Origin of the sequence: Infirmifilum sp. NZ (assembly GCF_022693705.1) — an archaeon.
Classification (GTDB): Archaea; Thermoproteota; Thermoprotei; order Thermofilales; family Thermofilaceae; genus Thermofilum.
Genome location: NZ_CP094288.1, coordinates 462,154 through 484,392, shown reverse-complemented (window position 1 = coordinate 484,392; position 22,239 = coordinate 462,154). Strand labels below are relative to the sequence as shown.

Annotated in this window: 23 protein-coding genes; 11 read left to right on the top strand and 12 right to left on the bottom strand. The window is 59.4% G+C overall.

Going from position 1 to position 22,239, the window contains the following annotated elements; genetic code table 11:
• The 6 genes from MOV14_RS02515 to MOV14_RS02490 form a co-directional block, all read right to left on the bottom strand.
• Window positions 1-844, bottom strand: an 844-nt coding sequence (locus MOV14_RS02515; protein ID WP_318537660.1) for an ABC transporter permease, incomplete at its 3' end; no start/stop codon positions are given.
• Window positions 845-860: 16 nt separating this feature from the next.
• Window positions 861-2,150, bottom strand: a complete 1,290-nt coding sequence (locus MOV14_RS02510) for an extracellular solute-binding protein (protein ID WP_318537659.1) — start codon at window positions 2,148-2,150, stop codon at window positions 861-863.
• A gap of 310 nt (window positions 2,151-2,460) precedes the next feature.
• Entirely contained in the window at window positions 2,461-2,940 is a 480-nt protein-coding gene (locus MOV14_RS02505; protein WP_318537658.1) for a hypothetical protein, read from the bottom strand.
• The gene (locus MOV14_RS02500; protein ID WP_318537657.1) at window positions 2,933-4,705 is read right to left on the bottom strand and encodes a hypothetical protein; all 1,773 of its coding nucleotides are present in this window, start codon (window positions 4,703-4,705) and stop codon (window positions 2,933-2,935) included. Before MOV14_RS02500 ends, MOV14_RS02505 begins: the two co-directional genes overlap by 8 nt.
• Before the next feature lie 91 nt (window positions 4,706-4,796).
• Complete coding sequence (locus MOV14_RS02495) at window positions 4,797-5,687, bottom strand: ABC transporter ATP-binding protein (RefSeq protein ID WP_318537656.1); 891 nt, start codon at window positions 5,685-5,687, stop codon at window positions 4,797-4,799.
• A complete protein-coding gene (locus MOV14_RS02490) occupies window positions 5,680-6,840 on the bottom strand; it encodes an ABC transporter permease (RefSeq protein WP_318537655.1) in 1,161 nt (386 codons plus the stop codon). Before MOV14_RS02490 ends, MOV14_RS02495 begins: the two co-directional genes overlap by 8 nt.
• Window positions 6,841-7,221: 381 nt before the next feature.
• On the opposite strand from MOV14_RS02490, the gene MOV14_RS02485 reads away from it, so the two are divergent.
• Entirely contained in the window at window positions 7,222-8,340 is a 1,119-nt protein-coding gene (locus tag MOV14_RS02485) for an MFS transporter (RefSeq protein WP_318537654.1), read from the top strand.
• Here the strand turns inward: MOV14_RS02485 and MOV14_RS02480 are convergent.
• The 4 genes from MOV14_RS02480 to MOV14_RS02465 all read right to left on the bottom strand — a co-directional run bounded on the left by MOV14_RS02480 (window position 8,294) and on the right by MOV14_RS02465 (window position 12,409).
• Window positions 8,294-9,334, bottom strand: coding sequence for a radical SAM protein (locus MOV14_RS02480; protein ID WP_318537653.1), 1,041 nt, complete (start codon window positions 9,332-9,334; stop codon window positions 8,294-8,296). The two genes, MOV14_RS02485 and MOV14_RS02480, sit on opposite strands and share 47 nt — an antisense overlap.
• A 115-nt stretch (window positions 9,335-9,449) precedes the next feature.
• Complete coding sequence (locus tag MOV14_RS02475) at window positions 9,450-10,664, bottom strand: SufD family Fe-S cluster assembly protein (RefSeq protein WP_318537652.1); 1,215 nt, start codon at window positions 10,662-10,664, stop codon at window positions 9,450-9,452.
• Entirely contained in the window at window positions 10,645-11,364 is a 720-nt protein-coding gene (locus tag MOV14_RS02470; RefSeq protein ID WP_318537651.1) for an ATP-binding cassette domain-containing protein, read from the bottom strand. The genes MOV14_RS02475 and MOV14_RS02470 overlap by 20 nt, the downstream gene beginning before the upstream one ends.
• Window positions 11,365-11,416: 52 nt before the next feature.
• Window positions 11,417-12,409, bottom strand: coding sequence for an NAD(+)/NADH kinase (locus MOV14_RS02465; protein WP_318537650.1), 993 nt, complete (start codon window positions 12,407-12,409; stop codon window positions 11,417-11,419).
• Between the two features lie 135 nt (window positions 12,410-12,544).
• Here MOV14_RS02465 and nadA point away from each other — a divergent pair, with 135 nt between their 5' ends.
• From nadA to MOV14_RS02430, 7 genes are all read left to right on the top strand, one after another.
• A complete protein-coding gene (gene nadA, locus MOV14_RS02460) occupies window positions 12,545-13,459 on the top strand; it encodes a quinolinate synthase NadA (RefSeq protein WP_318538118.1) in 915 nt (304 codons plus the stop codon).
• On the top strand, window positions 13,456-14,304 hold the full coding sequence (nadC, locus tag MOV14_RS02455; RefSeq protein WP_318537649.1) for a carboxylating nicotinate-nucleotide diphosphorylase: 849 nt from the start codon (window positions 13,456-13,458) through the stop codon (window positions 14,302-14,304). Before nadA ends, nadC begins: the two co-directional genes overlap by 4 nt.
• A 1-nt stretch (window position 14,305) precedes the next feature.
• The gene (gene nadX / locus MOV14_RS02450; RefSeq protein ID WP_318537648.1) at window positions 14,306-15,088 is read left to right on the top strand and encodes an aspartate dehydrogenase; all 783 of its coding nucleotides are present in this window, start codon (window positions 14,306-14,308) and stop codon (window positions 15,086-15,088) included.
• Between the two features lie 61 nt (window positions 15,089-15,149).
• Window positions 15,150-15,791 (top strand): nucleotidyl transferase AbiEii/AbiGii toxin family protein, encoded by a 642-nt coding sequence (locus MOV14_RS02445; protein ID WP_318537647.1) that lies wholly within the window; start codon window positions 15,150-15,152, stop codon window positions 15,789-15,791.
• On the top strand, window positions 15,788-16,408 hold the full coding sequence (locus MOV14_RS02440) for a type IV toxin-antitoxin system AbiEi family antitoxin domain-containing protein (RefSeq protein WP_318537646.1): 621 nt from the start codon (window positions 15,788-15,790) through the stop codon (window positions 16,406-16,408). Before MOV14_RS02445 ends, MOV14_RS02440 begins: the two co-directional genes overlap by 4 nt.
• A gap of 130 nt (window positions 16,409-16,538) precedes the next feature.
• On the top strand, window positions 16,539-17,333 hold the full coding sequence (locus MOV14_RS02435) for an SDR family oxidoreductase (RefSeq protein WP_318537645.1): 795 nt from the start codon (window positions 16,539-16,541) through the stop codon (window positions 17,331-17,333).
• A 115-nt stretch (window positions 17,334-17,448) separates the two neighbouring features.
• On the top strand, window positions 17,449-17,751 hold the full coding sequence (locus MOV14_RS02430; RefSeq protein WP_318537644.1) for a hemerythrin domain-containing protein: 303 nt from the start codon (window positions 17,449-17,451) through the stop codon (window positions 17,749-17,751).
• A gap of 53 nt (window positions 17,752-17,804) precedes the next feature.
• Here the strand turns inward: MOV14_RS02430 and MOV14_RS02425 are convergent, their stop codons facing one another.
• Window positions 17,805-19,682: an aldehyde ferredoxin oxidoreductase family protein gene (locus MOV14_RS02425; protein ID WP_318537643.1), complete on the bottom strand. Its 1,878-nt coding sequence runs from the start codon at window positions 19,680-19,682 to the stop codon at window positions 17,805-17,807.
• Window positions 19,679-20,182 (bottom strand): 4Fe-4S dicluster domain-containing protein, encoded by a 504-nt coding sequence (locus tag MOV14_RS02420; protein ID WP_318537642.1) that lies wholly within the window; start codon window positions 20,180-20,182, stop codon window positions 19,679-19,681. The genes MOV14_RS02425 and MOV14_RS02420 overlap by 4 nt, the downstream gene beginning before the upstream one ends.
• Window positions 20,183-20,294: 112 nt before the next feature.
• Here MOV14_RS02420 and MOV14_RS02415 point away from each other — a divergent pair, with 112 nt between their 5' ends.
• Genes MOV14_RS02415 through MOV14_RS02405 form a run of 3 tightly spaced genes read left to right on the top strand, consistent with a single transcriptional unit; the run spans window position 20,295 to window position 22,238 of the window.
• Window positions 20,295-20,588: a HypC/HybG/HupF family hydrogenase formation chaperone gene (locus tag MOV14_RS02415; RefSeq protein ID WP_318537641.1), complete on the top strand. Its 294-nt coding sequence runs from the start codon at window positions 20,295-20,297 to the stop codon at window positions 20,586-20,588.
• Window positions 20,585-21,634, top strand: coding sequence for a hydrogenase expression/formation protein HypE (hypE, locus tag MOV14_RS02410; protein ID WP_318537640.1), 1,050 nt, complete (start codon window positions 20,585-20,587; stop codon window positions 21,632-21,634). Before MOV14_RS02415 ends, hypE begins: the two co-directional genes overlap by 4 nt.
• A gap of 7 nt (window positions 21,635-21,641) precedes the next feature.
• A complete protein-coding gene (locus MOV14_RS02405; RefSeq protein ID WP_318537639.1) occupies window positions 21,642-22,238 on the top strand; it encodes an MBL fold metallo-hydrolase in 597 nt (198 codons plus the stop codon).
• Window position 22,239: the final 1 nt, after the last annotated feature.

Sequence of the window (22,239 nt, the reverse complement as noted above, 5' to 3'; positions counted from 1 at the left end):
TCCACCCCCACCTCGTGATTTTCGAGTAGAAGTAGGTTATCACAAGAGAGGTTACGAGGTATATGACCGCGCCGACCGACGCGAAGCTCCACTTGTAGAGAACCGCAGCGTCCTCGAAGATCCTCACGGAGAGGTAGTTGGGGAAGCTGGCGCCGAGGATGTACGCGACTGAAAAGCCGCCGAACATGCTTATGAAGACGAGCTGGAGGCTTGCAAGGATGCCGGGTATGGAGAGGGGTATGAAGACGTACCGGATTGTCCGCCGCATGTTTGCGCCCAAGACCCGCGCGGCCTCTATGAGCTCCGGGTTTATGACCTTTAACGTTCCTATGGAGATGAGCATCACGTACGGTATGTGCATCCAGACGTTGGCGAATATTATGCCTATTCCGAGCGGGTCGTTGGCCAGTTTAACCTGCTCGTTGATTAAACCCAGGTGAAGGAGTAAGTCGTAGACGTAGCCACGGGGCGTCAGAAGCAACCACCACATGAAGGCTGCGATGAGGTAGGGCACGAATAGAGGGATCTTGGAGATCATGTTGAAGACCCTTTTGCCTTTAAACTCATAAATGAACGCGATAAGCGCCGTGAAGTAGCCTATCACGAGAGCTAGGAGGACCGCCACTAAGCTGTTCCAGAAGCTAAACCACAAGTAATCTAGGTATCTCGTCGAGAAGAACGTCACATAGTACGTGAGCGTGGGGTATTCTCCCTCGGCCCTCGTCGTGAGAGCGGGTATACCGAATGACTGTAAGACTACTAAGAGTAGCGGGTACAGCCAGACGAGGATGTAGAAGCTGAGGATCGGTATTAAAAATAGAAAAATAATTATTTTTTCGTTCATCGGGTTATCCCGCTCTTTATCCTCCGCCCACTTTAGTTGCCCACTGCTGCATGGCGTAGTACATGAAGTCAGCGTGCCTCTGCAGGAACTTGCTCTGGAGTTCCTCGATGGGGAGGTACTTCCACTTGTCCTTGAAGGTCTGCGGCACTTTCTCCCAGACGCCTTTGACGACCGGGTAGACTCCGCCTCTCTCAACGACGTTGCGGTACTGGACTTCTTCGCTGAGCAGGTAGTTTATGAACACCAGGGCGGCGTACTTGTGCGGCGCGTTCCAGGGTATGAAGACTCCGTCGAAGCCGCCGACAGCTATACCCGGATCTGGGTCGTAGACCCCCACGTCGTCAGGGTTGACGCGGCCCTCCTTCATCCACTCAGCAACCACGTCGATCCACTGCGGCTCGAGCCAGACCTCACCTCTCGCGAAGAGCTCCATTGCCGCCGAGTTACCGGGTGGGTAGCTGCCAGGCTGGTACATGTACTTCTCAAGTTCGTTGAGGTAGTCCCATAGGTTCATGCCGTTTTTGCCCGGGCTGCTGAAAAGCCTGTCAGCGTACGCCTGGTCGAAGGGCCTCATGACGAACTTGTCGTAGCCGTAGAGCCAGTAGATCACGGAGATTAAAAACGTGTGGCCAGAGCCACCCTTGTTGGGGTCGCAGTACGTGAAGCGCCCAGGGTTCTTCTTAGCCCAGTCGAGGAGAGTGTCTAAGGTGGGTAGCTGGTCTGGCTTGACGTACTTCTTGTTGTAGATGAAGACGACCTGCCACCACACTACGGGGATGAACTTTCCTCCAGTGGGTATGAGGTCGTTGAAGTAGAGGAGCGAGGGGTCGATGAGGTTCTTGGCGTTGGGTATCACCTCTGCTATTGGAACGTTCCAGACCAGATCCTCAGTTAGCGCCTGCTTGAAGGGAACCGACCAGACGAGGGCTACGTCGACGTCACCGACAGCTTTCCCAGCCTTTTTGTCGGCCTCAAGCTTCTGGATCGTGCTGAACCAGTCCCCGTGGACGTACTTGACCTTTATCCCGTACTTCTGCTCGAAGGCCTTGGAGATGTTCTCGAAGTAAATCCTGTCCCAGTCGGCGCCATAGCCGTAGAACGTAACCTCGCCCTCTTCTTTAGCCTTCTGCACTATTTCATCCCACGTCATGCTGAAGAGGTCCTTCGCAGCGGCGGGGGGCGTTACCGTTGTTGTCGGCGCGGGCGCTGTTAGCCTTCCCGCGAAGAAGCCAACAATGCCTGAAAGCAGTATGAGGATTATGGCGATGGCCAGCGTTGTTTTGGAAGCGCCTTTAGGGGTGCTCATACCCTTTCGGCAAGTGTTCCTGCAATTAAGTATAATATAAAGTTTTCTATTTGGATTAAAATATACACTCTAATACGAGGTAAATAAATAAACGTTAAATATAAAGATATATATAGGATTCTAAAAACCTAGGTATTTTGTACAAATCAACGTAGCTACCAATCCATCGAGGCAGGCAATGTAACTCTAGTCCAGCTGATCTGGGAAGCATTTAATTATTTCATTAACCGGTGTTCTCGGAACAAAGTCCTGAGAAAAACTGAGATGTTAGCCCGCCTTAAGGTAAAAATTTCTCTACAACGGCCATACCCTAAATTTTCTCCACTACTTCTCGCACGAACAGCGACCTCGAGAGTAGGGTGAGCTTGTCTAAGCCTCGGTGTATCACTACCCGGCCGCAGTCCACGATCCTCAAGACTTTCTCCTCGAACAGCTTCGTGTCCACGCTCGGGTCGAACACCAGCTCCTCGATCCCCACGAGGAAGAGGGGGCCGGGGGCTTTCTCTAAGTCCTCTCGGGAGAGCACGAGCCTGCCGATGTGCCGGATAAACACGGGCTTCTTCTTCAGCGCTCCGATGGGTATAAGCCTCTTCACGATCTCCGGTGTGTCCTGCGGCAGGCCGGCGAGCTGTGGGCCCGCGTCCACCAGGGCTAGGATGAGCTTGAAGGCCTGCGACGCAACCGCACCCACGCTGAGCCCCATCCTCCTGGCAAGCCGGGACATCTCCTCGTAGGCCGACGCGTCTACCCCCCTTATCACCACGTTCTTAATTCTCCCAGCCTCAGACACCGCCCATCCCCTCCAGAGCCCTGAGCTTGCTCTTGAGAGCCTCGATCCGCCCGCGCAGCTCGGCGCTGTCCCTTTGGGCGAGGTGCCTCTCCTTTCTACCGCTGAGCGTGAAGTATGCTCCAGCCGCCAAGACAGCCAGGACGGCGGGCCAGTAAGCCTGTACCTTTTTAGTCGCGGGCTCGAGGCTTACGTTCGAGACTTGTGGCTCGCTCCGCTTTACCTTGAACAGGGGCAGGGACACGTACACCACGTCCCCCATGAGCTCCGTCCTCAGCTGCTTATCCCCGGCTGTCGCTATAGCTCTCTGCGAGAGGATAGTGGTGTTGAACTGCTTGAAGCTATCCGGGTAGAGGGGCCCCTCGATCATGTTTGAGAGCCTCACGAGGCTTGAGTCGATGAGCCGGGCTGCCTGCCTTAAACCACCCGCGAGTTCGCGGAGCTTGCGCGCCGACTCTCGTAACACGCCAGCCATGAGTCTAAGCTTTGTGGAAGCCGCTCTCATGTTCTCGGTTGCGGCGTACAGCTGGGACTTGACAGCTCCGTACTCTCCGACAAGCATCTTGAGGTCGTTGACCTCGCTCTCGAAGAGGGACAGCTGTTTTCTAGCCTCAGCGAGGAGGGAGTCCACTTCTGACACAGTGAGGTTGAGGCCCGTGATGTTTAACGACTCCAAGAGCCTTCTGAGCTCGTCCTCACGCGCCGAGAGGTTCCCCTGAATCCTGTCCAGGGTGTCCTTAGCCCTCCTAAGCGCCAGCGAAGCGTTCTCGAGCACCGGTTTAACCCTCGCCTCCACGGAGTTCATCATGTCGAGGCCCCTCGTCAGCTGAACGGCCGCGTTATCCATAGCGGTGGAAGCGGCGTCGGCTAGGCTGGAGGCGTTATCGAGCAAACGCGCCTCCTCGTCGAACCCGTTGCTGAGGTTGTACAGCAGGTCCCTGAGGGTCGTGACGTTCTCCTGAAAGGCCGTCAGGTTCCCGACGTTCTCCTCTAGGAGCTTTAGGGTGAAATCCCTGTACCTCTCAATGAGAGACGCCTGCAGCCTCGGATCGAGGCTTACAGTTACCGTGGGTGGAGGAATGAGTACCTCACCCCACGGGTTCTCCCCCCTCACCTCGAAGACAACGCTCAACCTGTAGCTACCGTTCATGAAGGAGGTCCACTGGAACGAGACCTCCGTTCCGCTCTCCCTCAAGCTCTGCGGGCTCTCACTGTAGCTTATAGGGTACAGGTAGAGGGGGTCTATGCTCCAAGAAATCGAAATAGGTAGCTGCTGCTTTTTCAGCAGGTCTTCTCTCGCCTCGACTTCAACTGTGTAGTTGAGGGTGTGGGCCTTGAGCGCTACAACGTAGCAGTAACCCCTAGAGCAGTCCGCGTGAACTTCTCTGCCGTCTGCCACAAGGCGCACGTTAACGTCGAACAGGTTCTTACCGCCAACACTGTACTTTATAGAGTCGCCTGGCTTAAGCTCCACCTTTTCCCATGAAACGCTGAGGAACCCCTGCGACACGCCTACTCGCACGGGAGGAACAGTGGCGGATAGAGCGTCAGACGTGGCGAAGGCGAGGTGGTCGGTTAGCCCACCTGTGTAGGCTGAGTCGAAAACCAGGGTCACAGTAATCGTCGTGTTCTCACCGCACCCCGGGAGGACGTCAAGCTCCCGGATTATCGTCTTTCGGACAGTGATCGTCTCAACAGGATACGCTAGCACGAGCGAGGAAATGAGCAAAGCTAGGATTACCGCGCTCAAGGCAGTCCGCACAGACATGAGAGCACCTGAAGAAACGAATGTATATCAAACATTTAAGTTTAACGCTTAATGAAATGCAATTTTTCGACAATAAGCGAAATCAAGGCTACTAGGCGTACTTCTCAAGCCTGCTGATGCGGCGTTCAAGGGCCTTGATCTCCGCCTCGAGGAGTAGCTGGTCTATTCTCCCGACTTTCGCCGCCCTCTCCAGGGCCTCGAGCTTGGTTCTGAGGATGCTGATCTGCGTCTTCCTAATGTCCTCGGACTCGCCACCTGCCTTCAGCTCTCTTATAATGTCCATGAGGGTTTTCTTGGGTGGTTCCTCGTATATCCTGCCAGCTCTGATGTAGAATGTGCGCGTGGCAAGCTCGGCGATTTCGGGGTTGTGGGTCACAATTATGATGGTCTGCCCGAAGGCCTGGTTGAGCCACTTCACGAGCGAGAGCACCTTCGCCGCTGTGTCTACGTCGAGGGCGCCGGTGGGCTCGTCCATGAGTATGATGTCGGGGTTTGGGGCTAGCGCCCTTGCTATCGCGACTCGTTGTTGCTGGCCCCCGCTCAGCTGGCTGGGGAACTTGTCCTCGTGGCCTTTGAGCCCGACGATCTCGAGGATCTTCGCCGCTATCTCCCTGGCCTCCTTCACGCTGTAGATCCCGGTGAAGAGAAGCGGAAGCATCACGTTCTCGAGGGCCGTGTAGTTTCGGATTAGATTGAATGACTGGAAGACGAAGCCTATCTTCCTGGCCCTGATTTTCGTCAGCTGCTCCTCGCTCATATCCGTTATGTCCACTCCCCCCACCACCACGCGGCCAGACGTGGGCCTATCCAGGCCGCCGGCTATGGAGAGGAGGGTGCTCTTCCCGCTGCCAGAGGGCCCCATGATCACGGTGAGCTCGCCGTCTAGGACTGTGAGGTCGATCCCCTTCAGGACCTCGATCTCCTCGGTTGCGGTCCTGAACACCTTCCTGACCTCCTTAAGCTCCAGGGCAGCCTCACTCACTCTTCAACACCTCTACAGGCCTTATCGAGGTGGCTCGCCAGACGGGGTAGATTGAGGCTAGGACGCTCAGCGCTGTAGCGAGAGCCACGCCAAGGACGAGCGTGGGGACCTCAAGTATCAGGGGAGGGTCAAGGAAGCCGTAGGAGGAAACGATTTCGATGCCGACGCGCGCGCCAGCGACGCCGAACGCCAGGCCTATAAGGCCCCCTGAGATGCCGTAGATCAGCGCCTCCAGCATGAATATTGCAGCGACGCTCGCCCTGCTAGCCCCCTGAGTGCGCATGATCGCGATTTCCCTCTGGTGCTCGCGGACAGTGGAGGTTATCGTGCTCGTGGTGCCGAAGACTGCCACAGCTAACCCGACCAGAGTCGTGGATAGCAGGAGGCCCTCTATGAGAGATATAACCTTGAAGACAATGCCTATGACCTCCTCCCTTAGCATGACCCTCGAGCCCGGGTAGACCATAGATATGAGGTTCTTCACGGTAGCGGGATCCACGCCGTCTTCAACCTTCACGACGGCCATGCTGACGTAGCCCGGCCTTCCGAGTAGGTTTTGAGCCTCGCGCAGCGGAAGGATGATGTAGCCTCCTGCCGCGCCTATCTCCTCGATCTTCATCGTGACTTCCGCTATGCCGATGACCTCGTACTGCTTGAAGAAGCCACCGTACGGAGGCCTAACGGTAACCTTGTCCCCTACGGTCAGGTTCAGCCTTTTCGCCAGGCCGATGTCGGCGATGGCATACGGTCCCGATAGACTGCTGAAACCTGTCCCCGCGTCGAAGCGTGAAACTACGTTCTTTAGGTCCTCCGGCCTGACTCCTAGAACGAACACAGCGTTTCTTCCAATGTAGCCTGTAACGAGGATCGCCGGCGTCACGTCCTTAACTCCCGGGAGCTTCTTGAAGTCGTCTAGAACGTTCTCGGAGACGTCGTAGAGGCCCTGCCCGTAGACGACGACCTCACCCGGAAGCACTTGCTCTACTATACTCTGCGCCGCGGTGCGGCTGCCGACGCTGAGGATCCTGAGCGATATGAACGTAGCAACGCCGCTCGCGATAGCCAGTATGGTCAAGGCGGCTATGAGCTTCTTGAACAACATGTCTCTCTCTACGAACTTTAGGGCTATGTAGAGCAGGCTGGTCTTAGACACGTTCTCTTAAAACAGCGAGGCTATTTCAATGTGTCTTGCTTTTCATTACCTCCGAAATTCCCTTAATGGCTTCGTCGAGGGTGATCGCGTTCAGGTGAACCCCCTTGTCCCTCAGGATGAGGGATGGTTGAACGATTTGAGGCGGCTTTATGGCTGCTTTTCTCAGAACGTCAACCGCGTACAGCACCTCTCGGTGGGCCCATCGAGTAGGATCTGGCCTTCCGCGACGAGGACTGTTCTCTCGGCGACCTCTGCCACGAAGCGCATGTCGTGAGTTGCCACAGCGCTAGGGAATCCCTTATAAGAATTTCTACATCAATATCATCACCCAGCCGAATAAAAGCATTTTAACCTGGCCCCGAGCGGTGAAGGGGTGTCTCGATGAGTGCTCAGAGGCTTCTCGTTGCCGCTTCATTCACGTTCATGCTGGGCGTCGGCTCGGCGGTCTCCACTCTCCCAATCGTTCTCAGGCAGATCAGCTCCAATGAGCTTGAGGTCAGCCTCGCGGTTACCGTGTGGGGGCTAGCGTACCTTGTCTCCAACATACCTGCAGGCGTGCTCGCGGACAGGCTGGGCGCTGGCAGGGTAGCCCCCTTAGCCTTTCTCTCCAACGTGGCTGTAGGCTTGGCGTTGTTCACTTCCACATCAGTAGCTGGCTTCGCCGTTGCCAGGGCTGCTGAAGGCGTGCTGGAAGCCATGGTGTGGACCAGTGTCCTCGGCCTCGCGGCTAAAAGCGAGGGCCGGCTACTCGGGATAAGCGGCGTCTTCGCGGCCATCGCGCTGGGTTTCTCGCTGGGGCCCATTGCGGCGAGCCAGATAGCGCTGATCTCAGCCAGGTTGCCTTTCCTGGCTTACTCCCTGTGCGCCCTCATATCCTTCATTCTAACCCTCCCGCTGAGATCCGAGCGTCAAGCTAGGGTTGAAAAGCCGGTTATCCGCGCGCCAGCGTCGTTGCAAATCCTACCTCCGCTCATAGTCTCCCTGACGGTGGGGCTAACCGAGAGCCTCATCATCGTGTACTCGCCTGTCATCGCTGAGATAGCAGGCCTAGGTGACTCTAGGTTAATAGTGTCAGGCTACTACCTCTTAGGACTTTTAGGGCAGGTTGCCATCAGGCTGAACCCCCGCGCAGTAACGCGGGAGTACTACGTGCCAGCCTCATTCCTCCTAGCCGCGCTGGCGCTAGCCTTCACCCCGCTGAAGTTTACAGCTCTAGGCGTGCTGCTCCTAGGCTTCGTCAACGCCCAGGCGGCGAGCAGGTCGCAGGCTAAGGTCGCGGAGCTCATGCAGGGGGTGGAGTCCACGGGAGCAGGGCTGGCAAACCTTGCCTGGGCTCTCGGCTACTTCGCCGGCTCTCCTCTTTACAGCTCTGCCTTGGCAACGTCGCTAGACCCTCTCATGGGGATTGCTCTGTTCCTTGCGGCATCGCTGGTGCTTCAGATCACACTCGGATTCACAGCCAGATCACGGGCTTCCCGGGCACGTACGAGCCTCGGATAGGTATTTCGTAGCCGCAGTACGGGCACCTGTACTTCCCGCTCTCCACGTCCAGCTTGAAGTAGGTAACCCTGTAGTTCTCGCGCCTCACGAGAAGCCTCCGGCACCTCGGGCAGTATGTTGACTCGAGCTCGGGCTCGTGTAGGTTGCCGACGTACACGAACTCCAGCCCAAGGCTTTCAGATTTCCTCTTCGCGCCCATCAGCTTGTCGATAGGCGTAGGGGGCTTGTGCCAGGCGTGCGCGGGGAAATACCTGTTTATGTGCAACGGGACGCTGGGCCCGAGCACGTCGAGGTGCCTTCTGAGAACCCAGTCGATGCATTCCTCGCTGTCGTTCGCACCGGTCACGACGAGGTAGACCATCTCCACGTGCCCCCCGCTGTCGAGGATGTAGCGAGCGTTCCTCAAGACCTTCTCGTGGTCAACACCCCTGAGCACGCTCATACCGGGACACCCCTTCAGGTCCACGCTCCACCCGTCCACCCCGAGCTCAATCAGCAGCTTGAGCGCCGAGAGGGTAAGGTAGCCGTTCGTCACCATCATGAAGTAGAAGCCCCGCTTCACGGCCAGCTCCGCTAGGTCCGCCACGTAGTCGAAGTTGGTTGAAGGCTCGTTGAAACTAGCCGAGAAACCCTCATCCCCCCTAACGCCGGCCAACTCGAGAAGCTTCTCGGGAGGCGTAACCTCGTCGCGCTCGTCCGGCTTCCTGAAGCTGATGTGGTGGTTCTGGCACCACGGGCAGTAGAAGTTGCAGCCCCAGTTTGAGAACGTCAGCGCGGTGCTGTTCGGCCAGTAGTGGAATAGAGGCTTTATCTCGATAGGCCTGCTCTCGACGGCGCTCAACCTGCCGTAGCCAAGGTGGTACAGCTCCCCGCCGACGTTCAGGTAGTTGCCGCATATTCCCGTACGCCACGGTTTAACCTTGCACCTTCTCTCACACACACCGCACTCTACAACACCCTCATCAAGCTTCTCCTGTAGCCTCGCCCGCCTCATCCTTCACGAAGATTACGTGCTTGTGCGAGATAAGCTGTTATGTGCAACAATGTTTTATTTGAATAAAATAATGTTACGGAACAATGTAACAAAGTTACACTTAAGTGTAACCTCGTTATCCTAAAGCGTGGCGGACGATGTAGTCGACGACGCGGTCTATCTCCGCCTTCACAGCGTCGGGTATCCCGGACGCCTCAGCAGTCAGGAAGCCTCGGAGTAAAAGTGACCGCGCCTCATCCTCGCTGAACCCCTTGGACATCAGGTACTCGATCTTCTCGCCGGCGATCATCCCTATGGCCGCCTCGTGGGTCAGCTCAACCTCCTGCGCGCGGGAGGAGAGCACAGGCACCGCCTCTATGCTTGACTCGTTGTCCATCAGGATACCCAGGCACTCAATGTGGCCCTTCGTCTTCCCCGACCTGGCTTCGATCATCCCCCTGGAGTACACCCTAGCCCCCCTGCTCGCAAGCACCCTTGAAACAAGCTCAGCGCTAGCGCCCTCGCCCTCAAGTACCGCCACGCCCCCTACGTCGTAGATGCCGCTTCCCGTGCCCGACACAACCGATATCATTTTAGCGTGAGCCCCTCGAGCGAGGTAGACTTTAGGCTCAGTCTGTATGGAGGCAACAGGGCTGTACACAGCGTAGTAGCTGATGTACTGGCCCCCCTCTTCCACCCTGACGACAGTCCGGGGCCTCACGTGCGTCCCCTCTCCCCAGCTGTGCAGCATCGTGTAAACCAGCTTAGCCCCCCTAGCTACGTAGAACTCAGAGATCCCGATGTGCAATCCCCCTCTGCTCCCGTGCGGGACCAGGCACCCGGTTGTCACGACGACCTCAGCGCCCTCATCGACGTAGACGATGTTGTGGGCGTGCTGAACCTCCTCCCCGCCGGTGAACAGGCTCAGGCAGGTGTACACGGGCCAGGGAGCCTTGACCCCCGGCGGTACGTAGACGAAGTACCCGGCTTCTCCTCCGTAGAGGTAGGTGTGCGCAGTGTACTTGTCCGTGGCTGGATCCACGAGCCTCCAGGAGAGGCTGGAAGCTAGCTTGTTTTCCTTAAGCGCCCTGGTGAGCGGCTCAACCACTACGCCGATCGACCTGAACCTCTCGGACATGACCCTGGCCAGGACCGTCTCCCCAACCTGGAGGTAGCTCAGCTGCTCGGGCCGCACTCCCACCTTCCTCTGGATGGACTCCTCCACCAGCGCGCCCCCGCCTTCACCTAGCTCCGGCTTCGCGACCTTGTAGGCTGCGAGGTCCAGGTCTGGGCCGTGCGGGGAAGGCTTGCTCAGAGCCTTCACGATGTCCTCAATCAGAGCACGCTCCATCGAACCCCCTCTCCTCAAGCCTCTTGAGTATTTCGAGCGCCCTCCCGGTGCAGGTCAACCTGCCGTCGCTCAGCACGTAGCCTGTAGCCTGACCCCCGAGCTGCTCCGCCAGCAGCCGGGTGTGCGTGACGACCAGCACGCCGGAGTTGAACTCCTCGACGAGGAAGTCGATGGCGTGAGCTATCAGCTTTACGCTGTCGACGTCCACCCCGCTGTCAGGCTCGTCGAGCAGGGCAAACCGGGGCCGCATGAGGGCGGTTAGGAAGACCTCGACCCGCTTCCGCTCACCGCCGCTGAACCCCCTGAAGGCGTCCCTGCCGAGAAGGTACCCGATCTCCAGGATCTCCACCAGCTGCTGCACGAACTCCTGTGTACCAGCCCTCCTGGAAATAAGGTCGGCGAGCCTGGAGACGCTCACACCGGTCAGCTCGGGTGGGATTTGGTACGCTAGCACAATACCCCTGCGCGCCCTCTCGTAGGCCGGGAGCGGCGTCACGTCCTCCCCGTCCAGGATCACCCTGCCGCCGGTCACCCGCACGTGGGGGAGCCCGGCTACCGCGCATAGCAGGGTGGTTTTCCCGGCCCCGTTAGGGCCGAAAAGTAGGGCTTTCTCGCCGCCTCGAATAGTCAGGCTCACGCCCCTCACTACCTCACTCGAGTCCACGGATGCGGTAATGCTGTCAACGGTTAGAGTCGCCATCCTTAAGCTAAAGAGGGGGTGCACCTAAAGTATTTTGCCCCCGAAAGGGGGGTTATGCAACTGCTTGAGAGACCCTATATAGAATCCTCTTCGGGTTCACAGGGTCTTCCAGCTTAGCGATGAAGCCCCTGGACGAGAGCAGGGCCAGTGCGTGCCTGACCGTCCTCTCCGGCAGACCAGTCAGGTCGATGATTTCGCTTATGCCCAGCTCGCCCTCCTCCTCAAGCACTTTAAGCACAAGCTTAGCGCTTGGAGGCAGGTCCCGCAGCTCGGCGTACGTGAGCTTTCTCTTAACCAGCGCGGTACCCCTGCTCTCGGTTACCACGAGGTTTAGGTAGCCGCCTACAAACACTCGAACCTCCTCCTCCACTTCAACCCTCTCCACGCCGTCAGCCACCGCCTCCACAGCCGTGCGGGAAGCGATGCCCCCCACCCGTATGCTACTCCCCAGGCTCACCACAACCGGCCTCCGACCCGGCTCTGTGCTGTTGACAGAAACGATGACCAGCGCTTCGGTGTCGAGGAGCACCACGGGCCCACCTGCTGACAGAGCGTACGCCGTCGAACCCAGCGGGGTGGCAACGATCACCCCATCGGAAGTGTCGTGCCACAGGAGGTCCCCGTTCACCTCCAGGTCGTACTCCATGAGAGTGGCACTCCTCCTGGGGAACACCGCGACCTCGTTGATTGCTCTCACGTTTGCCGTACCGTCCACCGAAGCAGACAGGACGGGTACACGCAGCGGCTCGATCCTGCCAGCTTCAAGTTGCTCGACCACCTGGGCGCATTTCTGGAACGGGGTTAAAGCCACGTAACCTGTGTACGAGGGTGGCGCCACGGGCAGAACCGTCGACTGGTACGGTGCGTGGTGAAGGGCCTCGAGCACCTCCCTGTCAAGCCCCAATACGATCAGGAGGCCCCTTCCTAGCTCCTCAACCTTCTCGAGGGCAATCGCCTGAGGGGGGTACCCTCTCTGCGCTAGCTCAGCCTGGAGCCTCTTAGCGTACTTCTCGAGGCGCGACGGGTAGATGAGTTGAACCTCCACGTGTAAAACCGACTCTCCGGACGATTTAAACGTTATAAAAGCTCTGTGACTAATTGCAGAGAATAACTTGGCCCCCTATGCAACCTTGGCAGAGAACCGTTATATCCCAACGTCATCCCCCGATGCACGGTGGCTATGCTCTACGAAGAGATAGCCAGGCTGAAGAAGCTCCGAAACGCGGTGATCCTGGCGCACAACTACCAGCTACCGGAAGTCCAGGACGTGGCGGACTTCGTCGGCGACAGCCTCGAGCTGGCGCTGAAGGCACAGGAGGTAGACGCGGACGTGATAGTGATGGCTGGAGTGAAGTTCATGGCGGAAATGGTGGCCGCGCTGAACCCAGACAAAGTGGTCATTCACCCTAACAGCTACGCTGGCTGCCCCCTCGCCGACTTCCTCAATGGCGGCGTGCTGAGCGGGTACAGGTCCAAGTTCCCGGGAGAGCCGCTAGTGGTCTACGTAAACTCCCCGATCGAGGCCAAAGCATCCGCGGACTACGTGGCCACGAGCTCCTCCGCGGTGAAGCTCGTCTCAAGGCTTGGCGCTGATAGAGTGCTCTTCGGGCCTGACAGGAACCTCGCGGAGTTCGTAGCCGAGAAGACGGGGGTGGAGGTGATCCCCGTGCCCCCCAACGGCCACTGTCCTGTCCATGAGTTTCTGATCTCACGCTACTACGCCGAGAAGGCCCTCGAGGAGCACCCCGGGGCAGAGCTAGTAGTGCACCCCGAAGCGCCTAGGGAGGTGAGGCGGATGGCCAGCTTCGTCGGTAGCACGAGCCAGATGCTGGAGTACGTGCAGAGGACGCGGGCCAGCAAGGTGCTTCTGGGCACAGAGGAGGGGCTAGCCTACCGTGCGCGGAAGCTCGCGCCCGGTAAGGAGATACTCCCTCTGAACGCGAGGGCCGTCTGCGCGGACATGAAGAAGATCACTCCCCGCCACCTCCTCGAGTCTCTCGAGAGGCTTGAGCCAAAGGTCACCCTCGACCCCCGAATAGCCTCTAGGGCCCGTGAGGTAATTGAGCGGAGCCTGGAGCTGGTGAGGCGCGGATGATGGCTAGGCTACTTGCGGATAAAATACTCAGGTGGGTGGAGGAGGACGCGCCCCACGGCGACCTGACCACCAGCCTCGTGGTGCCGCGGGGGAAAACCGTGGCGGCAGAGGTCGTGCTTAAGAGCGAGGAGGCCGTGGTCGCGTGCACGGAGGACTTAGCCGAGGCACTGGAACTACTCGGCTTCAGAGTCACCTCGCTTATGCCCAGTAGCGCGGTGGCGCGCAAAGGGCAGGCGGTCATGCGCTTGGAAGGGGATGCAAGAGGAATCCTGCTCGTGGAACGCACCCTTCTCAACATCCTAAACTACTGCATGGGGGTCGCGATGACTGCCAAGATGTTCGTGGAAGCCGCCAGGAGAGCCAACCCCGCCGTCAGGGTAGCAGTGACGAGGAAGACCCCACCCGGCCTGCGGGACTTCGCGAAGCTCGCAGCGGCGGCGGGAGGGGCGGACACGCACAGGCTCTCTCTGAGCGACGCGGTGCTGATAAAGGACAACCACATCGCTGTCGCGGGTAGCCTCGAGGAGGCCGTGAGGAGGGCTCTAAGCGGTAAGAGCTTCATCCACAAGCTCGAGGTCGAGGTTCGCACGCCTGAGGAGGCCGTTCTAGCCGCGAGGCTGGGGGTGGACGTCGTCATGCTCGACAACTTAAGCCCCCCTGAGGTCAGGAGGGCGGTCAGGCTCCTTGAATCCGAGGGCCTGAGGGGCAGGGTTCTCGTGGAGGCGAGCGGAGGGATAACGCTTGAGAACGTGGCGGAGTACGCTAGCGCGGGTCCCGACGTCTTAAGCTCCAGCGTTATAACGATGAGGCCTCTGCCCGTAGACATAAGCCTAGAGGTGGTCTAGCGTGAAGAGAGTCGCGATCATCGGTTGCGGCGCGATCGGCGGCGTGATAGCCCGCGCGGTCGACCAGGGCTCGGTTAGGGCTGAACTCGTAGCGCTCATGGACGCGAGGCCCGACGCCTGCCGGGAGCTGGCTAGCCGGCTCGAAAGGAGCAGACCCGCGATCACTTCCCGCTTAGAGGACGTCTTGGCCCTGAATCCCGACATTGTCGTTGAAGCCGCGAGCCAGGAGGCGGTTAGGGAGTACGCCAAGAGGATCCTCGAGCGCTCGGACTTACTCGTGCTGAGCGTAGGGGCCCTCATGGAGGAGCAGACCCTCCGCGAGCTCCTTGAGGTAGCGCGGAGGAGCGGTAGAAGGATCTACGTACCCGCGGGGGCCGCTGGCGGGCTCGACGTGCTGAAGGCCTACTCGCAGGTGGGGGTCAGCAGGCTTAAGCTGGTGACGCGCAAGCCGGCGAAGTCCCTGGGGGCGGAGGTGCAGGGGCCCACGGTGGTCTTCAGGGGGAGGGCCAGCGAAGCGGTTAAAGCCTACCCGAAAAGCCTGAACGTCGCAGCCACCCTCTCGCTAGCGGCAGGCGTCGAAGCGGAGGTCGAGGTCGTGGCGGACCCCAGCCTCAGCAGGAACGTGCACGAGGTCGTGGCGGAGTCTCCCGCGGGCAGGGTTAGAGTGACCCTCGAGAACGTCCCCTCTCCCGAGAACCCCAAGACGAGCTACCTCGCAGCCCTCTCTGCCGTCCGAGTGCTCAAAGAGATCTGCTCAGCTGAGGGAGGGCTTGTCATACTCTAATCCAGGTGTAAGAAGAGGGGAAAGCATATACCTAGGTTACGGTTTTTCATAACCTAGGTATATGAGCATAAGGATTTACATACGAAGGCGCGAGCAAAGGGAGATCGCCGAGCTTCAGGACATAGTCGTCAGCGTCCTATACAGGGTGCTCAAGCCGCCGCCCGTGCTTCACGGGGGGACTGTGATCTGGAGAGTGTACAAATCCCCACGTTTCTCAGAGGACTTGGACTTGTACCACGAGAATCCGACGCTGTACCGGAGCCAGCTTGAGAGAGAGGTGGAGTCGTTTGAGCTGACTCTTAGGAAGTTGCGCGAAACGGCAAACGCGGTTTTCATGGTCGTCGGCGACCGCCGCGAGGTTAGGGTTGAGTTCACTAAACGTGATATGAGCAGTGTCTCCGTTGAGGCGGAGTTCGAGCTGGTTGACGGGGGCTTTATCGTCGTTCGCACACTCCCTCCGGAGCTTCTGCTAAGGGAGAAAGTCCAAGCTTACATCGAAAGGCGTAAGGCCCGGGATCTCTACGACGTGTACTACCTCTTGAGCCACCTGGACCCCTGCTCGGTGCGGGAGGAGCTCCAGAGGCTCTCAGCTCACCTCGACGAACCTCCTCGGGACTGGGGGGAGCTCAGGGTTTTAATACTGAAGGGCCTTCCCCCGAGCTTCGAGACTGTAAGGGAGAGGATTGTAGGTGCTTTGAAATGAGGCACGTGGATAAGGTGAGAACCTACCTCAACAGACCCGACAAACCGGCTTTCTCGGTGCACGAGCTCTACGCGCTCGGAATACCCCCCTCCTACGCCAAAGTGCTAGTTCACACCCTGTTGTCGAGGGGTGAGGTCGTCAGGCTGAGAAAAGGGTGGTACAGCTTCCACAAAGACCCACTCGTCTTTATATACACTCTGCCACCGCACACAGCGTACTATGGCCTCGGGTTTGCGGCCTACCTCCACGGAGCCTGGGACCAGGTGCCGAACCCCGAGGTGCTCACCTACGCCGCGCCTAGGAAGGTGAGAGCCGGCGTCTACACCGTGCTCGATACACCGCTCGTCGTTCGCCGCATATCCAGGAAACTCTTCGGCTCCTACACTCTCGTCAGGTACGGAGACTGGAGCCTGCCCGTCTCCACCCCCGAGAAGACGCTCACGGACCTCTACTACTTCGACTACCCATTCCTGGACGAGATCCTACCCCACCTGTTAGAGAAAACCCGACCAGAAGCCGTCAAAGCTATTCTAGAAGAGTACCCGTACCCGCGGAGCGTGAAGAGGAAAGTACTCAAAGCCCTAAAGGCTAACTCCGCAAGCTCCTTTGAGCTATGAACTTGGAACTGCGTCACCAATGTATCGTTCTCACAAACATTATCTCCCCGTCCCTCGAGAGCCTTAAGCGTTATCTGCACACCTTGAGCCGTAGAAACCGTTATCTGAGACCACCCGCATCTCTAGATGCATGACGCTGGAGATAAGCCTTAAGGGTAGGAGAGCGCTGGTCACCGCGGCCTCGAGCGGCATCGGCCTAGGTGTGGCGAAAGTCCTCGCCTCGGCTGGCGCCAGTGTTGTGATCGTGGCGAGAAATCCAGAACGGCTGGAGAGGGCGAAAAGGGAGGTTGCGGCTTTTTCGGGGCAAGAGCCCTTCGCGATCAAAGCCGATCTCACGAAGGAGGAGGACCTCACTGAGGTCGTCAGGAAGCTCGAGGAGGCAGGCCTCCCCGACATCTTCTTCTACTCGACCGGCGGTCCCAAGCCCGGTGCATTCCTCGAGATGCAGATGCAGGATTGGGTCGACGCCTTCAGGCTCCTCGTCTACCCAGCCCTGTACCTAACGAGAGCCTTACTCCCGCACATGATCTCGCAGAAGTGGGGCAGGATCATCTACCTGACGAGCCTCGCCATAAAGGAGCCGATGCCGAACCTAGCTCTCAGCAACGTCGTGCGGATAAGCCTGGCAGGCCTGGTCCGAACACTAGCCAGGGAGGTCGGGAGGCACGGAGTCACCGTGAACGGAATCATGCCCGGCGTCATCAAGACGCCAAGAGTCGAGGAGCTCGCCAGAGATACCGCACGCAGAGAAGGGGTGAGCTACGACGAGGCGCTCAGGAGGCTCTCCTCCGACGTGCCGGCTGGCCGCTTGGGTACTCCTGAGGAGATAGGGTACCTTGTAGCCTTCCTTGCCAGCGACTACGCTTCGTACATCAACGGCGCGATGATACCCGTAGACGGAGGCAAGCAAGTGTCGGTCTTCTAACGGAAAATTCATCGGAAACACCGCACGAGCAACATAATGTTTATTTTTGTTTACGCTTTAATACTGTGTCCAGTACTCAAAAGGCCTCGGAGAGAAGGGAAGCGGTTAGGGAGGAGTGGCTGAGGCAGCACGGGCAGTAGAGGAGAACGTTATCAGCTACGCGGATTACGTCCTGAGCGATTACGGGAAAGATCCGGAGAAGTACTCGAGGCACATCAACGACTTCATTGAGAGGGTTGAAGGCCTCCTGTACCCTCACAATCGGCGGGAGGAGGAGAAGGCGTTTCCCCTATTCCGCGGCCACCCGCTAGTTAACGCCCTCACCTCACAGCACAGGGAGTTTGAGCAACTGCTTTCGGGGGCGAAAAGCGAGGTAAACCCCGTGAGGAAGGTTCAGATGCTGAAGACCTTTCTCTAGGTTTTCAGGATCCACGTTAAAACAGAGAACGAGCAGCTCATCCCTATGCTGCGCTAGGCCCCAACAAGGGGAATTAAGCTCTTAGCGAACCCCAAGCCCAGGGCGTCGAGCGTCTCTGGGGTCGGCACGCCGCGCTCATCCCAACCCATGAAGGCAAAGTACTCGGCACGCGCCCTCTCCAGCTCACCCCTGTCAACTGCCTTACCCTTGAAGGGGCCTGAGGGTAGCGGCTCGTAGAACCGCGGGGGCAGGTCGTCGTCTACGAGTGGCCTCCAGCTGACGTCGGGGCCACCGAGGAGCAACGCGATGCGTTGCAGCGCGAGTATCCTCTTGCCGTGCACGCTCATCCACTCCTCGCGGGTTATCCCGAAGCCTGTTATGGCTTCGAGGAACTGGAACATCAGGTCGTCGATCGCGTTGAATGCGCATATGACTGCGGAGTCAGGGAACGTCATCCATAGCTCTCCCCATGGGGCGTCGAAGGGCTTCCTGGGGGCCGAGGTGTGGTCCCCACCCTGAGTGCTCGTCGCATAGGAGAAGTGCGGCAGGTAGTCTTTCCCACTTCTCACGCCGTGCGCGCCGATTCCAACGCCTTTGGAGTGGACCGCGTACCTCGTCGCGTCAACTCCTTTCCGCTTGCTCACCGCCAGCGCGAATCGCAGGGTGCCCTCGGCCATAAGGTCTCCTATGCCCTCCCGCCTCGCAATGAGCTCCATGAGCCTAGCGAACGCCTCCGCGTTCCCCCACCTGGGCTCTATCCCGTGAAGCTCCTCCCTGGTGAGGATACCCTTCTCGTACAGCTCGGCCACGAACCCCAGCAGGTTGCCGGTCTGTATGCCGCACAGCCCCAGGTCGTCTGCGACCGAGGAGAGGTATATGCACGCGCGCGGCTCGAAGACGCCCAGGTTGGTCCCCATGTACGCCTGTAGCTCGTAGTCAGGCGTATCGGTCAGGGCACCTTTCCTGTCCCCGGACCTGAGATAGGATATCTTCATGCAGGTGGACGGGCAGCCGTAGTCGCCCCAGTACCGCTTAACCCAGTGGGCCTCGAAGTTCTGCTGACCCATGGAGCGGTTGTCGTGCCACTCCTCCTGCCAGTTCCTGACAGGCTCGCTGCTCGTCAAAGCGCCCGTAGCGTAGCCGCCCGACCCGGTCCCCCACTGCTTGAACGTCGTGTTCCTGTTGAGGCGCGCCCAAGCCTCCTTAATCAGAAGCTTCACCCAATCGGGGTGCTTGGCGCGGGGCATGGGCCCGTAGCCCTTGACAACCACGGCTTTAAGCCTCTTCGAGCCCATGACCGCGCCGTAGCCACCGTAGCCCGCGGCGTGGGTGAGCTTGGCCATGACCGCCGCCGTCCTCACGAGGTTCTCCCCCGCTGGGCCAATGTACAGGAAGCTTGGCTCCTTCGTGAGGCCCTCCCGCGCGAGGTGCTTGCGCTTGAGCTCAGACCACACCTCTCTCATCAGCTTCTCGTAAGTCTCGCGCCCCCTAAGCCCCCACAGGTGCTCCGCACCCCGTATCTCGACGTTGTCGCCCTCCACGTACAGGTACACGGGGTCGCGCGCCCTGCCTCTGACCACGATCCCGTCGTAGCCGGCGGCCCTGAGGTCTATCGCCACCTCGCTCGAGAGGACGCTGCCCAGTATGCCGTTGCTCTGCGGTGACTTACCTGAGACCGCCAGCTTCACACCAGGGTAGTAGCCCGTCAAGGGGCCTGTGAGGAAGAGGAGGATGTTCTCCTCCCCGAGAGGGTCAAGGTCGCGCCAGCGATCCCCGAGCTCGCGGAGAAGGAGGTACGCCGCTAGCCCGCGCCCACCGAGGAACATCCTCAGGACCTCTTCCTCGAGCTCCCTGACCGTCGCCTTCTCCCTGGAGAGGTCCACCTCTAAGAGCCTCCCGTTGTAGCCGTACACCACTCCAGACCACCTCATGGGCCTCCGAACATTGTCTCGAAGAGCCTCCTCGAGACCTCCTCCGGGAAGGCCGAGTAGACCTTGTAGGCGACGCTCTCGTAGGGAACCACCTTGAGCGCAAAGTACCCGGCCTCCTCGCAGGCCTTAACGCACTCAGGCTCGCCTCCGCACAGGTCGCAGACCATCGCCTTCCGAGTTCTGGGGTGCAGGCGCATCACTTTCCCGGGGCAGGCGCGCACGCAGGCCCCGCAGCCCGTGCACTTAGTCTCGTCGACGAGGACGGCGCCTGTCCGCTCGTCGGCCCTGAGGGCACCCTCCGGGCACGCCTTTACGCAGGGGTAATCTCTGCACTGAGCGCACGTGTGGGGGACGTCGACACCCGGGAAGAGCTCGAAGACCCTGATCCTGCTGGCTTCGGGCCACACGGTCCCCTCGTGCTTCAGGCTACAGGCAACCTCGCAGAGCCTGCAACCGGAGCACTTCAGGGGGTCCCTGAGGATGAATATGTGCTGAGCCATTGACTAGGGAAGTCTCACTACGCGCAATTATTCTTTTCCGTTTACCGCGCGGAGTTGCCCACAAGCTGTGCAACCTTTATTAAGCTGTCATAATACAGTCAGGGTGGTTAGCATGTGCTGGGGAGCGCCCGCGGTTGTCGTCGAGTCCAGTGGGTCGATCGCTAAGGTGGACTACGGCGACGGCGTGATCCGGGAAGTATTCGTGGGCATATCCGAGGGCCGGATCGAGCCCGGAGACCTCGTGATGGTGCACGCTGGCGTCATCATTACGAAGCTGACCCCCGAGGGGATTCTCGAGCAGATAGAATTCATCAAGAGCGTGGTTGGCGAGGAGGCCTCAGCCTGGACGAGCATGTACGAGAACATCCTGAGGCTAGCCGATGAGCTGAAAAGGGGTGGCCGATGAGCCTCGAAGAGGCAGTCACGCTCGCCCACGGCCAGGGGGGCTCGGAGACCCTCGAGCTCTTAAGGAGGCTCGTTTTCTCCAAGGTGGATGAAAGCCTGAAGAAGGTTCCCAGGGGGCTGGGCATCGACAAGCCCGACGACGGCTCCCTAATACCCCTGCCGGACGGCCGCTACCTGGTGGCGACCGTCGACTCCTACACCGTCAACCCGCCCTTCTTCCCCGGTGGGAACATCGGGAGCCTCGCGGCGCACGGGTCGATCAACGACGTGGTCATGATGGGCGGAAAGCCCCTAGCAATGCTCGACTCGATAATCGCCGAGGAGGGCTTACCCATGGAGAGCCTCGAGAGGATAGTGGACTCATTCATCTCCGTCCTGAGGAGCGAGGGCATCGCCCTGATAGGCGGGGACTTCAAGGTCATGCCGAAGGGCCAGGTCGACAGGATCGTGATAACCACAGTCGGGCTCGGGGTAGCGGAGCACCCAATAGTCGACGAGCCCAAACCGAGTGACAAGATCATCGTCACCGACTACGTCGGAGACCACGGGACAGTGATACTCATGTCGCAGCTGGGCCTCGGAGACGTGGAGGAGATAGCCAGCGGCCTCCTGAAAAGCGACTCGAAGCCACTAACCCCCCTCCTCCCCGTTCTAGAGAAGTTCCACGGCTACATTAACGCCGCCCGCGACCCCACGCGAGGTGGCCTAGCGGGTGTCCTAAACGAGTGGGCTCAGGAGTCTGGCCTCGTCTTCGTGGTGGAGGACGCTGAGCTGCCGATCCGGGAGCACGTGAAAAGGTACGCGGAGATGCTGGGCGTGGACCCCGTTTACCTCGCCAGCGAGGGAGTCGCTGTGCTCAGCGTGCACCCCGAGGTAGCGGAGGAGCTCCTGAGGGAGCTCAGGGCGAGAGGTTTCCCCAACGCGAGGATCATAGGCGAGGCTCGCTCCAGCGAGAAGTACAGGGGCTACGTTCTCTCCAGAACGCCGGTGGGCGGCTTTAGGGTCATCGAGCCCCCGCGCGGCGTGCTTGTGCCAAGGATATGCTGAGGGAGAGGTGAAGAGCCTGAGAACGCTCAAGTTCAGAGGGGTTACCCTGACCAGGAGCGGCTTCGCGGGCGTCAAGCTCTCGTACATGGAGTCCTCCATATGCATTGACGTGCCTCAGCCTGACGGCTGCACTGCGGCTCTCTACACGCATAACCACCCGAGGCACGCGCCCCAAACCCCTCCTCAAGTGCCCGTTTACTCCCCGTTCGCTGGCCGTAGGGTAGCCCCCGGTGAGCGGCTAGAGCTGGTTGCTGGCGTAAAGCTTCTCACGGTCCACGCGTACAGCCTCGGCTACGGCGGCGCTGAAGCCCACCCCAAGGGCGTGGGGGTGGGTTTCCTGCTCGAGTTCCCCACCAGGCTCCGCGTCTACCACGCCGGGGACACGGACCTCGTCGACGAGGTGCTCGAGCTCAGGGGCCTCGTCGACGTGGCTTTCCTCCCGGTCTCCGGGAGGGGAGTAATGAACCCGGAGGAGGCCGCGGAGGCCGTGAGGACGCTGAGGCCCGCCATCGCGGTCCCCGTGCACGAGGAGACCATCTCTCAAGCCCGCACGTTCAAGAGGCTGGCGCAGCCCTACACTCAAGTCGTCTTAATGGAGGCCTGAG